This window comes from bacterium (assembly GCA_035527515.1).
GTDB lineage: Bacteria > B130-G9 > B130-G9 > B130-G9 > B130-G9 > B130-G9.
Genome location: DATLAJ010000026.1, coordinates 1 through 13,792 on the forward strand (window position 1 = coordinate 1; position 13,792 = coordinate 13,792).

General features: G+C 56.6%; 9 protein-coding genes. 2 read left to right on the plus strand and 7 right to left on the minus strand.

Annotated features, from left to right (window positions below; translation table 11 throughout):
- Window positions 1-146: 146 nt before the first annotated feature.
- From VM163_01650 to waaF, 6 genes are all read right to left on the minus strand, one after another.
- Complete coding sequence (locus VM163_01650; protein ID HUT02580.1) at window positions 147-1,493, minus strand: hypothetical protein; 1,347 nt, start codon at window positions 1,491-1,493, stop codon at window positions 147-149.
- A gap of 710 nt (window positions 1,494-2,203) precedes the next feature.
- Window positions 2,204-3,655, minus strand: coding sequence for an oligosaccharide flippase family protein (locus tag VM163_01655; protein ID HUT02581.1), 1,452 nt, complete (start codon window positions 3,653-3,655; stop codon window positions 2,204-2,206).
- Window positions 3,656-3,667: 12 nt separating this feature from the next.
- Complete coding sequence (locus tag VM163_01660; GenBank protein ID HUT02582.1) at window positions 3,668-5,875, minus strand: glycoside hydrolase family 57 protein; 2,208 nt, start codon at window positions 5,873-5,875, stop codon at window positions 3,668-3,670.
- Window positions 5,865-6,917 (minus strand): hypothetical protein, encoded by a 1,053-nt coding sequence (locus tag VM163_01665; protein ID HUT02583.1) that lies wholly within the window; start codon window positions 6,915-6,917, stop codon window positions 5,865-5,867. Before VM163_01665 ends, VM163_01660 begins: the two co-directional genes overlap by 11 nt.
- A 202-nt stretch (window positions 6,918-7,119) precedes the next feature.
- On the minus strand, window positions 7,120-8,844 hold the full coding sequence (locus tag VM163_01670) for a hypothetical protein (GenBank protein HUT02584.1): 1,725 nt from the start codon (window positions 8,842-8,844) through the stop codon (window positions 7,120-7,122).
- Entirely contained in the window at window positions 8,831-9,976 is a 1,146-nt protein-coding gene (gene waaF / locus VM163_01675) for a lipopolysaccharide heptosyltransferase II (GenBank protein HUT02585.1), read from the minus strand. The genes VM163_01670 and waaF overlap by 14 nt, the downstream gene beginning before the upstream one ends.
- A gap of 189 nt (window positions 9,977-10,165) precedes the next feature.
- Between waaF and VM163_01680 the strand changes: the two genes are divergently transcribed.
- On the plus strand, window positions 10,166-11,179 hold the full coding sequence (locus tag VM163_01680) for a radical SAM protein (protein HUT02586.1): 1,014 nt from the start codon (window positions 10,166-10,168) through the stop codon (window positions 11,177-11,179).
- 153 nt (window positions 11,180-11,332) lie between these two features.
- Window positions 11,333-11,818, plus strand: a complete 486-nt coding sequence (locus VM163_01685; GenBank protein HUT02587.1) for a DUF72 domain-containing protein — start codon at window positions 11,333-11,335, stop codon at window positions 11,816-11,818.
- Between the two features lie 505 nt (window positions 11,819-12,323).
- Here the strand turns inward: VM163_01685 and VM163_01690 are convergent.
- Window positions 12,324-13,792, minus strand: a 1,469-nt coding sequence (locus VM163_01690) for an AAA family ATPase (protein HUT02588.1), incomplete at its 5' end; no start/stop codon positions are given.

Genomic DNA, 13,792 nt, shown 5'->3' on the forward strand with positions numbered 1-13,792 from the left:
CCATGTTTATTGTCGAGTTCGCTTTTCCGGCTCCGTCATCAAAACACTTCTGGCCGCAGCTTGGTGGCCCTTCGTGGCTCGCTTCCACTTCATCCTTTCGCCTTTCGCCTTCCGCCTTCATCCCTTATCCTTCATCCTTCCGCCTTTCATTTGGCGAACTGCCACTCGCAGGACGCGATATTGCTCGCAAACTCCATGCTACCCGCGTGGGTGCACGCCGCGAACCACCGGTATGTTCCCGCCGGGATCCCGGCAACCTCCAGTGTGACGAGAGGCAGGCCGTTGACGTTCAGGCCTATGGGGACCTCCAGGTTCGGGACTAGAGGCGCCATCGAGGCGCTCCAGTTGGGCGCAAACAAGAGCGTTTTGTCCGGCAGCTCCAGGGCGACGTAAAGGTCGAGGCGCAGGTCCATCTGAAACTCCGCGCTGCCTTGCACTGAAACTGCCCCCGCACATGGGTTCACCAGCGCCTCGAGCTCGATCCACACCGGCGGCCATGCCTCCGGCCCACCCCGCATCACATACACCCCGTTGCTATAAGTCCCGAACCAAACATCACCGGTCCTGTTATCGACTCGTATCGTCTCCATTCCCGTTAGCCCTTGCCCCACGTAGCAAGCAACTCTGACGAAACGCCAATCCTGGTAGTCATAGTAGAAGGCACCCTCTATGTAAGCGGGGTGCGCAGACCTGAACCAAATACCCTCTTCACTAGCGCATTCTATCCACACATAATAATCTGCTGACAGACCGAATGGAGATTCATCGAACATAACCCAGGTCTCGTAATCATCGCTATAAAACTTGGCCGCGGGGCTCTCGGCCGCCTCTACCCACACTCGGCCGGTCTGAGATGCGTATATGCTTCGATATCGAGTGCCACTCGGTAGCCGGACGTTGTCGTCGATCCTGTCCCAGCTCTCGCCATCCGCCGAGATACGCCAAACACCGTAGTTCGGCGGGGCCCCAGCAGGGCCGGCGGCTCCGACGAACCAGACCCTGCCGTCGGCGTCGATGGCGAACTTCTCGGGGAGAAGACCTTTCCAACACTTCCATTGCACTAAATTGAATGTTCTCCACACTTCTAGCTCCCCCACCCACCCTCCTGTCCAAAGGGCGCCATCCGGGCTGCATGTCACCGCTGAGTAAGCGCTAAGAAGCGGATAGTCAAGACAATAGAACCGTCCGGCATGCAGATCCAGATAGCAAATGCCAGACATATAGCAGATCCAGGGGCGGCCCGTGTTATCGAGGGCCATGTCCTGCACCCTGCCAGCGGGATACGTTTCCCAGGAACACTCATCGAAGCGGCAGACCCCGGAGTTATATGTGGCAAACCACTTGACCCCTGACTCCCCAATGCGGATAAACGAAACGCGGTTATCAGCCAGACCGTCCTCTTCCGTGTAGTGCTCAAGGTAGCCCGCAGTCGCAAAACTAGAGACCATTAGTGCCGTCACCGCAAACAAAATGGCAGTATATGTCCTCAGCATCAAAACTCCTTTCTCATTTCGGACTGTGCGGCCAAATCTCTACTGACTTTCTCCGTTTGAAGTGTTTAGGAGCAGCAAAATGGACTGCGCCGATGACAGCTACGGGTTTCTTGCCGTCCTTTCAGCACGCAACCGGAACGAATAGAGCACGAGCACGGGAGGTTTGGGCCTGCGAGGTTGGACGCGCAAGGCGCCTCGCAGGCCGACTCAAATCGTCTTGTCTGTGTAACCTATTATAAGCAACTCCTAGACATTGGCCAGTATCGCCGGATGGAGGCTTAACAGGTCATATCCGTTAATCATATTCGCACAACTAATACACATACTACTCATGTTCTCCGTCATGTCAAGCGCCTTTCGCCTGAAGGCCAGTGCTATTCCCCCGAAAGCAGGCCGCGGAAGACGGGGCCGCATGCCGCACGGAATTGCGCACGCCGCCGCCGGCGACGGAGAGCCTCCGCTCCCATGGCCTGGGCCGAGCTGCGCTTCGGCCGGCACTTGAGGCGAGCTCCGTTTCGGTGCGAGCCAACCGGTTCGTTCGCCAGTAAGAGAAGCTATGGGTGCCCAGCCACTGGGTCGCCGCATACGCGTCGCTTCGGGCGGAGAGCCTCCGCACGCCTGAAACGAGGCTAGCTCGGAACGTGCGAGCCGACCCCTGCGGCAGCCGGCAAAAGTAGCTATCCGAGTGCCGTGGGCACCGTGGCCGTAGGCTACGCCGTTTGGTCTCGGGCGATGCGTGTCTTGAGTCGCGATAGGACCTGCCTAATCTCATCAGTCGATATGATCCCGAGCGTGATCAGGGCAAGGGAATAAAGGCCGAACGCGGCCGCTATAACGAGCGCAACCCAGTGCCCGAGGAATGCAAATGAACGGACGATAAGGAAGACAACGAGGGCTAGCGAGGTGATCTTTGCGGTCTCGGAGAACGAGGCGAGATTGCCGAAGATTCGCGTCGAGACGAGAGCGGCGCCGGTTGCGCTTATGAGGAAGCCAATGATCTCGGTAGCGGCTGCGCCTTCGATGCCGAAGGTTGGGATGAGTGTATTGCCGACGAGGATAGTCACGATGGCGGCAGTGGCGAGTATGCAGGTTATGGTTTTTACCTTGCCCAGGGCGACCATGGCGGATATGAGCAAGGATTGCAGTGCGAGCAAGATGAGGCTGAGGACCAGGATCGGAAGGACAGCTGCGCCTCTTGCGTACTGCTGGCCGAAGGCGATGCGGATGGCGTAATCGGGAAGGGCGGCGAGGATGGCTGAGATTGGTAGGAGCCCGATCATGACGTATTTGAGGGATTTTCGGAGGTGCTCGGCCGCTATCGAGCGGTCTGGAGTGCTCGAGAGGCCTGAGATGGCGGGCCAAAGCGCAATCACGGCGCCGCTGAAGATGAGTGCTGGCACCGATGCGAGCTGACTGGCGACGGAGTAGTAGGCGACGGTCTGGTTATCGAAGACGATTCGTTTCAGGTTCCAGAGGTTGACGTATCGCTGGACCATGGCGACGCCGGAAGCAATGAAGATGCCACTGGTGGTATAGAAGTAGCTGAGTAGCGTTATCGTGCTCGGTCCCTTGGCAGAGGGCATCTTACGGCGAAAGGCCAGCATCAAGATAATACAGGCGATCGCGAAGCCAAAGATGAGCCCATAGACCTTCATGCCGATAAGGACAAGTAGAACTGTCAGTGCAAGTTTGACCACTTGAAACAGTATCCCCATGAGCATGTCGGAGCGGAAGTCTTTTAGGCCGATGAGCGTGGCGTGGAGGAGCGCGTAGCCGGCGATGGGGAGGACGGCGATTGCGGTGAGGCGGAAGTACGGGGTGAGGGATGGGTCCCTCAGGATGTGAGAGATTGCTCCACCGCACAGAAGAAAGAGAGCAGCGCCGGCGGTTCCGACGATGACGTATGCCTTTCGCGAGACCGAGATGCAGGATGACACGGTGTCGGGATTGGCAGCGATGATCTTGGAGGTCCCTAGTACCAACGCGCCGAAGGCGCCGGTTCTTATCACCATAAGGAGAGGAATGACAGTGCAGCTTGCGATGCCATAGTCCGCCGAGGTAAGCAATCTCGCGAGGATGAAGTATAAAGCAGCGTTGACGACGATGGTGCAGACCTGAAGGAGCGTCATGCGAGCGGAGTTTTCGACGATCCGCTCAGTCATCGATCAAGTTCGCTATACGCACCATTCTTCTTGCTCGAACTCTGGCCCGGGCACTGTTGTCTCTATCGAGGAACCTTCGGGAATACTCTCAATTATTTGGTCGCTTTGGGATAACTTCACGACAAATGCGATGTTGTCGTGCGCAACACAGCCCAGCGCTTCAAACGGGACCGCCATCTCGAACACTCGATCCACGCCGACTGCGCCCTTTGCGTCCACCTGCTTCCATCCTCCGTCGTTCTGCCAGAACATCTTTAGCGAGTACGAGCGGTCGCAACGCTTCGCGACGATCTTGGCTCTCCGCTGCGAGGGTAATGTAACATAGACGGCAATATCCTGTCCAGAACGTCCCTCAAGGATGCTGGTGGCATCCTGAGAGAAATCAACTCTTATGAAGAGATTCTCAAGATCGAAACCGAAATACAGCTTCTTGGCGAGCGTTGCGACCTGATGCATTGCGCCTTGTCCGGACGACTGCTGCTCGAAGACGCCCGCTCCAACCCACTCGAAGTAGGTTGTGTTCTTCCCGTCGATGACGGGCCTGATGAGCTGAGTTGGCTGTTGAACGGCCAACACCTGACCGGACTTCTTGATCGGGACGCTCAAGTCAAAAGGCGGTTCCCGCCCAATAAGGTTAAAGACGTTCGCGATGTGTTTGCGGAAGAGGCGATCAAACTGCTGAATGTTATCGCAGCTGTGGTCATCCCCGTACCACCAGTTCCAGTCGCTCCCCTCGGCCGCAAGAAGCGACTGCCAGGCGAGCTCTTTCGATTTAGCGTCAGATGGAGGGGCCCTCACAAGGGCCTCACGCGCCGCGGCCACGTAGTCCCACGCCTGATTGTCCTCAGGATGGCCGATCCAGACGCTGAAGTCGCCTCGTATCCAAGAGCCCGCTGCCAGCCTAGATAGCTGCTCACCTGGGCCGAATTCCTCTACGTAGTCCCCGAATCGCACGAGCTCGACCCACTCAGTCTGAACGAGGCGCGAATAAAGCTCGCGCAGGAAGGGCTCTCCGTTGTCAGCGTAGTGCTGCCAGGCGTTCTCGCCGTCAAGGATGACCGAGATGATCGGCGGCGTGCGGTCAAACCGGCTGTCCTTGCTGCGACTGACCAGGTTACGGATGCCTCGCAGTTTGCCGAGGAAATCACTCACAGCGGCATCGGCCTCCCAGTTGGAATAGACGAAACCGATTGCGTCAGAAAGCTCGTGGTCCCTGAAAAACACCGAGAGGGGTCTCCCATTCGCCTCGACGAAATGAGGCGCGTAGAGCTGGGACCTGTTCCGCTCGAGAGGTTGAAGCTTGCCGTGAGCGAGCGAGCTTGAGAGAATCGCTTCGTCTGTGGCTATCCACTTGATTCCGAGATCGGTATATATCCCACAGGTATCTTGGCTCACAGAGCCTTCAGCAGGCCACATCCCGCTGAGCGGCACGCCAAACTGGGCGGCGAACAGCTTGGCCGCATCACGCACCTGCCTTTCTGCATCCTGCATTGAGCCACGCCATTTGGATGGGAGCGGGACGCCGGGCATGCACTCGCGAGCGTTCTCTACATTGGCGATAAGCGGGAGTATTGGGTGAAAAAACGGCGTTGTGGCTAACTCTGCCGAGCCATCTGACACAAGCTTGGAATACAATGCCGTGACCCTCGAAAGAAAGGATTGCTGCGCCTCAAGTAGAGCGAGCTTCTCATCTTCAGTGAACCCGCGGCCCTTATCCTCAAGGGCCTTCACCACCTGGCTTTCTCGCCTCAGTGTGTTTCCGCTCCAGGCGAGATTGAACAATACCTGGAGGTCCAAAAAATCGCTGTTGTCGAAGGCCGAGCCAGCGCGTTGTCCTCGCAGCGCGGCGTTGCGCCTCGTCAGGAGTTCAGAATATCGGGCATAGCTGGCGATTATCTTGTTGCTGATCGAGAAGAAGTTCTCGAGCAGGAACTGGCGCTCGGTCTCGTCAAGCGAGTCGGCTGGCTTCGCGGTGAGTCGCAGAAAGACGTCATTGGCCCGGTCGTTGGCGTAATCATTGAGCTGCAAAAGGAGGGAGCCCACGAAGTTGAACGTCGCCTTAGCGCCGTCCACACTGGCCATGATTGCGCCCATATCGTAGTAATCTTTGAGGGCATGGAGCCTGACCCAGGGCATAACGTATTCGTCCGCGAGAAAATCCTTGTATATCGGTTGATGGAAGTGCCACAAGAACGCGACGCGAAGCTTCTTACTGTGCACTGCTAGCCTCTTTGCCCTCAAAGTCATGTCCCGAAGCTTCGGGCTGCGGAAGTGATTCCGCGTCCAGCCCGAACAGCGGTTCCCGGCCAAGCTCAATCGCTCGCCTAGCCTTCTCAATGATCTCATCGTTTTTTGGGTCAGAAGGTATAAGCTTTGCGAACTTGACCATGTCCGAAAAGTTCAACAGCTCGAGAATCGCCGACGTGAACTCTGATGAGATCGGCTCGTCCCTCATCACGAACTCGATCTCGCTGGTCGTCATGTCCTGCGCTGGGAACCTGAGCCTTCCAGAAAGGAAACGGCGGAGTATCTCAGAGAGCATGAAGTAGAACTCCTTGTGTTTCTTGAGGAACAGAAGGTCGCTCTTGGTCAGCTTATCGAGCTCAGCAAGCGCCACAACTGAGGCCGGCAGCGGTTTTGGAACAGGCCTCTGAAGCTCTCGCTTTCGCTTTCTCTTGACCAGCCACCAGGCGATCACGCCTGCCAGTGCGCCCGCCACTAGACCGATGAGAATCTTCAGCCAAAGCGACATTCGAGGCTCGATCTCGACCATGCCTCGGATGTCCTTTGTCTCCGTCTCGCCGGGCGGCACTGTGCTCACCATCTTCATGCCAATAGCGCTCGTCTCAAGCCTCCCCGCCCGGCCTTCGGGGTCGGTGTATCGGACAGCCACCGTGGCAATCGTGGCACGACTGAGCCTGAAACCTGCGATCGTGTAACCATACTCGGTCGTTGCAGGACGACCTCTTCCCTCTTGCTTGGACCTACTCACAACGGCGAAATCGCCAAGCATCTTGCCAACTTCCGGGTCGCTCACCTTGTAGCCAGGACCGTGCGTCACACTGACCACGAGCCCGAATTGCTCGCCAAGCCGGACCTCATCCTTGTCGGCAGATGCACTGACTGATATGTTCGCCGACGCGAGAGTGGCAGTTACAGCCAAAAGAGCGCAGAACAGCGCACAAAGCACCCTCTTGGCGCTACTGCCACCGACTCTGGCTGCGCAAGACCGAATACTCTCAGTAGTTTTAATCTGGATCATTGATCGCTCGATATTAGAAACTGCCATTCCAGGTGTCAAACTCTCCGCCCGGAGAAGTTCCTCCAATTTAGCCTTGGACTGGTTCTGGGCGCCGCTCTTATTTCATGGGCTTGTCAGCGGCTGCAAATTCCCGCAAGGGCATTGACGCGAGAAGCCGTGGCCGCCAGCCGAAGCATCGTCCCGGCAAACGATCGCCTGCAAGTTACGGCAAGAATCGAACCGGACGTTTGGCGAAATAGTATTGAACAAACCCGTCGGCCGGCATGCGGAACCTCTTGTAGCCAGCCTTTCTGAATGCAATATCGTAACCCTCGATGACCAGGGTGGGGTTCTCGCGAATTATATACTCGTTGTCGCTCTTCAGGTGGCTGGTTATCAGGAAGTTCTTGACCAGGCCGGGTGGCCGGTCGGGAAACGTGGCCTTCACGTCAACTGAGACGATTCGGTTTGGCTGCGGCTCGGTGTGGGCGATATGCTCATTCGTAACGCCGAGCATGTCGTAGGTGTAGAGCTTCGAGTAATAGGGCGTAACCCCGGCAACCGTGGTGGCTATCGTCGTCCCCTTAGGAGCGTGCTTTCGGAGCCACTCGCCGACCAACCGCTTCTGCCACTCATAGCCCTTGACCGCCTCATAAGATGGTGTCCTGCCTCGCAGCAAGCTCCATGTGGGAAAGGTCGGCTTGCCCTCAGCAAAAAAGAGCAGCGTCGGGAAATAATACGTGTACAAGATCAACCCGGCCACAAACGCTACGAAGACCATCCTGCCCACGGACCTCATCCGCAGGTTCGACTTCACTTGGACAACAAGGCGGAACACTCCCAAAAGCGATTCTGCGACCAAGACATAGAGAAGCGGCAGATAGGGCATGAGCAGCCTGTGGAAATGTTTCGAATCACCCCCAACGTGCATCGAATACACTATTGGGACCACGCAGAAGATCGACAGAAAACTCAACGGCGAGCGCCTCGCCGGGCGAAACGTGATCCAAAGGAGGGCCACAAGGACAAGGACCACCACACCGCCACCGCTCCATAGGAAGTCTGATATGTATTTGAGGCCTCGGACCCACTGCTGGAGGTATGCCCCGAGAGTGCCAGCCATCCGGACATAATACGTGTTCGGGAACGGGCAGCCATAGTAGGAGAAGCGCCAGCCGTAGTAGATTCCATAGATGATAGCGAATGGCGTCGCCAGCTGGGCGATGCGAATTGGGAAGAGGTTGAGACGGACGGCGCTGGCGAGGTCAGCGAGGCGGGCTGGACTTGATTTGGTCACAGCCTTCGGGCTTGCGCCTCTTTCCTGCTCATTGCGCTCAGCCCTGAGCCTGTTTGCTTGCCTGACAAGCAGCAAATAGTAGATGAAAGATACACCGAAGAAGATGATGCCCTCCGGCCGAGTGAGCGCTGCTATCACGAATGCCAGCGAGCAGTAGGCGAAGCTTATGCCGTCTGTCAGCGCCTTGAGGAACAGAAAGAGGCCCAGCGTGGTAAAAAACGTGAACATGCCTCCCTCAAGGCCCCACTGCGCCCACGCAACGAACGGGCCCGAACACGCCAAAAACAGAGTCGGCAAAGCGCTCGGCCAACCTGTTCGGCCTGTTGCAAGTGCCGAGAATGGAATGATTAGAAACATTGTGGCAAGTGCGAAGACCACACCGAGAATCTTCGCAAGCACAAGCGGGTCTGCGCCAAGCTTGATGGCGCCCGCGAGCATTACTGTCCACAAAAAATTGGTGTAGCCCTCCACTCGCTCGCCGATGTTATAGACAAGCCCATGTCCATTGGCGAGGTTCTCGGCGTAGCGGAACGAGATGAAGGCGTCGTCGTAGGCGTAGTCGATCAGCGACGAGCTGTGAAAAGCATATATGGCGAGGCTAATGGCCAGAAGTGTGAGCATTTTCACCTTATCGCTCTTATTTTGCATCATAACACAATCTTCTTGCTTGAAGCGCGCTCAACGCCTGATTCAGCACCGCCTCGACAGCAATGTCCTTCATGCAGACAGAGCTATCGCAGCAGCCCGGAAACCTCTCGTTCGAGTAGCAAGGGCTGCATTCTACTTCGCTCTTGACAACGTAATGTGTATCGACTGGAGGGCCGACAGCGAGCGGGTTGGTGGGGCCATAGACAGCAACGCAGGGCACTTTGAGTGCCGCGGCGATATGCACCGGCGCCGAATCGTTCGTAACGACAAGCGAGCAGAACGAGATGAGGCACGCAAGCTCCCTAAGCGTGGTGCGATCTGGCCTGATGCCCTTAAAGGGGATGCGGTCCATTACTGCACTGACCGCAGCCTCGTCGTCCGCCCCTCCCAAGACGAGGACCCTTGCCCTGAACCTCTGGGCGAGCTTGAGCGCAACCTGCGCAAACCGGTCCGCTGGCCAGCGCTTCGCGTTCACCTCATCCCGCGGGTTTTTACCTCCGCCTGGGCAGATTGCTATCAGCATCTTGCCTCGATTGGCATACTGTTCGACATGTCTCTTGAAGGCCGCCTGCCGTTCAACTTCGGAGAGAGCAAGAACGCTTGCAGGCGGCGCATCAGCGAAGCCAAGCTCCCGCGGCAAATCCATATAATTGTCGCCAATGAACCGGTCTGAGTTAGGGCTCCACGCCAATCTCGTGGTCAGCGAGAAACCAGAGCCGTTGAGGTCGAACCCGATGCGTGTTGGCACGCCAGCAAGTGCTATCAACGCCTGAACCGCTCCCGACGATTGGAATATGGCCGCGAGATCAAACCTCATCGCGCGAACCTTTTGAGCGAGTCGCAGTAGGCCCAGAACGCTGTGGCGAAAGAGCAACTCGTCCGGAAACTCGATGACCTCATCCACATCCGGGTTGCCACGAAGGACATCGGCTGACCACCGGCCCGTCAGAACGGCAAGATGCGACTCGGGGAAAAGTCGTCTAAGCGCAGCGATGCTCGGCGTCACCATTAGCAGGTCGCCGATGGCATGTGTCTTGACGATAAGGACGCGCTCGGGCGACTCTTTGTGCTTCCCCGCGTTCGGGGAAAACAAACTCAACAGCCCGCCGAGAACATTGCCGAGCAGTTTATTCATAAAACTTCACTACACCTCTCATGCGTCTGAATATACAGATTTCGTGCTCTGGGTTCAATTGACCGGAGCATCTCCAAGTTCTTTCTTGACGAGAGACTGGTTGAGCGGCACGCTACGGCGCTGGAAAGGAATGCGATTATTAGCCTTCTCTCGAACGCTAGGACTTATGCTCTGAGGCGCCTGTTTCAGGTGATCTTTCACGTTACGTTCAGGTGCAACGCAAGGTGCAAGTTCTGCTTCAACCTGAATAACCTGAACCAGCGGCTCGATGAGGAGCTCTCGCTCGCTGAGGTCGAGCGCTTCAGCCGGAGCATGCCGAGGTTCGAGTGGCTGATGGTCTCAGGTGGCGAGCCTTTTCTGCGCGATGATCTGCCCGAGATACTGGCTGCCTTCGCGAGGCGCAACGCCGTCAAGCACATTACAGTCCCGACAAACGCGATCGCTGACCAGAAGGTGCTTGATATGGCCCCCGAACTGCTCAAGGCCTGCCCCCAATCGAGCATCTCGATCGTCCTCTCCCTCGACGCTATCGGCAAGCTGCACGACGATATGCGGGGCGTCCCCGGCGCCTTCGACAAGGTCATCTCAGTCCTCGAATCGCTGAAGGAATTGAGAGAGAAGGAGCCTCGGCTGTCGCTCAAGGTCGAGACGGTCGTCTCGGACGACAACGTCGGACAGATAAAGGACGTGATAGAGTTCGTTCGTGGGCTGGACACAGACCTTCACATAATTGACATCGAGCGGGGCCACTTCTCCAACTGGAGGCAGGAGTTCCCCGCCCACTATGACGTCGATAGCGTCGTTGAAGATTCGTTCCGGGTGCTTGGACGCTCAAGAGGCTACAGCGCGCTGAACGAGCACGCGCCCCATCTTGCCAGGGTGAGCAAGGCCGTGCAGACCGAATACTTCACGATGCTGCCCAGGCTTGTCAGGGGCGAGCGCATCACAAAATGCCTCGCCGGCAGAATGACGCTGGTGCTCTACCCGCGCGGAGACGTCGCATCTTGCGAGGTCCTGCCAACAGTCGGAAACATCCGCGACTTCAACCTCGATTACCGCACAACGATCGCATCTGAGCCTTTCCGCAAGCAGGTTAGCGCAATCCGCGCCAACCGCTGCACCTGCTTCCACCCCTGCTACCAGACGGTCAACATCCTGTTCTCGCCGAGGCGTCTGATCAAGGCTCTGGTAAGAAGGCCGTAGTAGCAGCCTTCTCCGTGCCCGCCCTGACCCGCGAGATGCTCGCCTCGCGCTTGCTCGAAAGCCTACGCCGCGAGTCCCCTAAATGAGATTGACAGCTGTTGCACCCGATGGGTGCTCTGGAGTGCGGCGGCTTGACGCCGCTTTGGCTCGCCGCTGCTCGACGCCGGCCAGCTCTCTGCCCTGTTGTCGCAGTTCCCCTGGTCGTTCCGATTCTCGCCCGTGAATATCGACTACATCAGAACGATGCGGGACAGACTCCCGCCAGTTCCGCTCGTAATTGAGTTCAGGCACTCAAGCTGGCTGCGCGACGAGACCTACGACTTGTTCCGGCAAGAGCAGCTGGTCTATTGCTGCGTCGATGAGCCGAAGTTAAAAAACCTTCTGCCGCCGCAGGACATTACCACCTCCGACAGCATCGGTTACGTGCGCCTCCACGGGCGCAACGCCGAGCACTGGTGGGAGGGAGCTGCGCTGCGATACGACTACTCCTACAGCGACGAGGAGCTCAACGACTGGGCCGAGCGCCTCAAGCACATGTCCCGAAACGCGCGCAAGATATTCGTCCTGTTCAACAACTGCCACCTCGGCCAGGCCGCCAAGAACGCGCTCGCGCTGATGCTGCTGATGGGGGAGGAGTGAGAGAGCTTCATTGGGAGCGTGTTCATAGATCTGGAACGAGCGCGGACAAACTGGCCCCACACTTCCCAAGCATAACCCGGCGCTTCGCCCCCATTTGTATGGTTGCCTTTTGCGCCTTTTTCTGGTCTGCGCTTCTATTCCAGTGATTCGTGAGTATGACGGCATAGCATTTGAGACGCCTGGGGCGCCTGTCACATTCAGCAAGTATCTTCTTGGCCTCCTCCCAACCATTGGACAACTGCTTCAACGCGTGCCCCGCGTCCCGGATTTTCCTTTTGCATTCAGCGACAGTCACGCTGAGTTCCGATCGCTCAAGGAAAATTAGACAGTCGCACACTGGGTAGTCGTCCCGGGCCAGGATGTTCCCGTTTAATACAACGTGATCATGGTCAACATCGATTACCAACGTGCATTTTGATTCCTTCTCGTGACAACCCTCCCTTGTCAGATGAGACTGGCTATTCCATATCCAATTGACGAATGAGAATCGCGCACCCAAGGCCAGCTACTCTTTTGCCAGGGCGATGCGAGCATCACTTAGGTCTTCATAGAGATCGTCATTTGCTTCAATGAACATCTCTTCTGGCAGGCCATCCTCAGTCATTTTCTCCCTGCAATGCAGTGCTTCCGTTCGATAGGCCACACCTGTTTTGATCCTCTTATCTCGCTTGAATAGGTAAGCGCCGACCTCTTCGGGATTAAGATAATCCTCAGGCAGATCACTCGACTTCTCCTTGAGCCGCTTCTCTCTGACCTTGCCCCATAGAATGTAATTGTTGATATGGCCGAACAGGTAGTCGCTATGCGTGGTGATGATCAGGTTGACGCCTTCACGGACGAGCCTCACCAAGTATTTGGCGAGTATCCGCTGATTCTCGGGATGCAGATGAGCCTCCGGCTCGTCGATGATGAGGACGTCGCCGGGCGCAATTAAATATCTTAGGTATAGGAGAAGAGGCGCCAGCTCCGAGACCGTCGAAGATGCTCTGTAGAGCTCCATCTTCCGCTCATCAAGTAACTGATACCAGAAATGCGGGCGAGGCTGATTGTTGAACCGTTCAGCTCCGACGTAGCCATCAATCATCTCCAGTGTCATCGCACGCTCTAGGTCAACTAATGGGCCAAGTTCAAATCGCGGGAATGTCCCTGTGATCTTGAGGAAATCCGATATCGGCTTCGTGAGAGTTGATAAGCTCGCGCGTCCGGAAGGGGTGTAGTTCATTTGTTGAAGAGTCGCCTCTGTGAAGGGTCTGTGGGTCTGCATTAAGCCACAGCGAGGCGCCGGAAGATAGAAGCAACGCTGCACCACCTTGGAATAGAGCGGCTCCAAAGCGTGCAATGCGATCGACTGAGCCAATGCTGCAAGCTCGCCTTCTCGGCGCAGAACCTTATCCGACATCAGGCTTGGACCGAAGAACGGTAGCGTGATGGGGAAACTGTCTCCGATTTCATAGTCCCCGGGCTGGAACTCGCTGACCTCTATGTTCTTCTCGTTAGCTTTGAGAGATATAGTAGAAGAGCCGAATCCAATACGGGCAGTAAATCCTCTTCGAGGTTTCCTTCTCAATTCTCCCAGCGTTGCACCAAAGCAACCAGTGATTTCTTCAAAGAACGCATTAAGTGATAGGCCCTCAAAAACGCTTTGAGCAACCTTTCTCATGTTCTCCTTACCCACGTTCGGTGTGTTGTTCTCCAGAAGGGATCCATCCCGGTCAAGGACCTTCCCGAGCTCTTCTCGGCAGGGGAGATGCTGCATGAACCATTGGAAATTGCGGGACCCAAGATCAGCTCGCCAGTCCGAATTGAACAGCGAGTAGAACATCATCGCGGCATAGCTCTTCCCCGAGTTGTTCGGGCCGATGAAGATGGTCATCGGCTTCAGGTCGATCTCGGCCTTTCGGAGGGGGCCGATGTTCTCAAGCGTCAGCTTGATGTCTAGTGGCTTTGGCTTCGTCTTTGTTTTCTTCTTTGGGC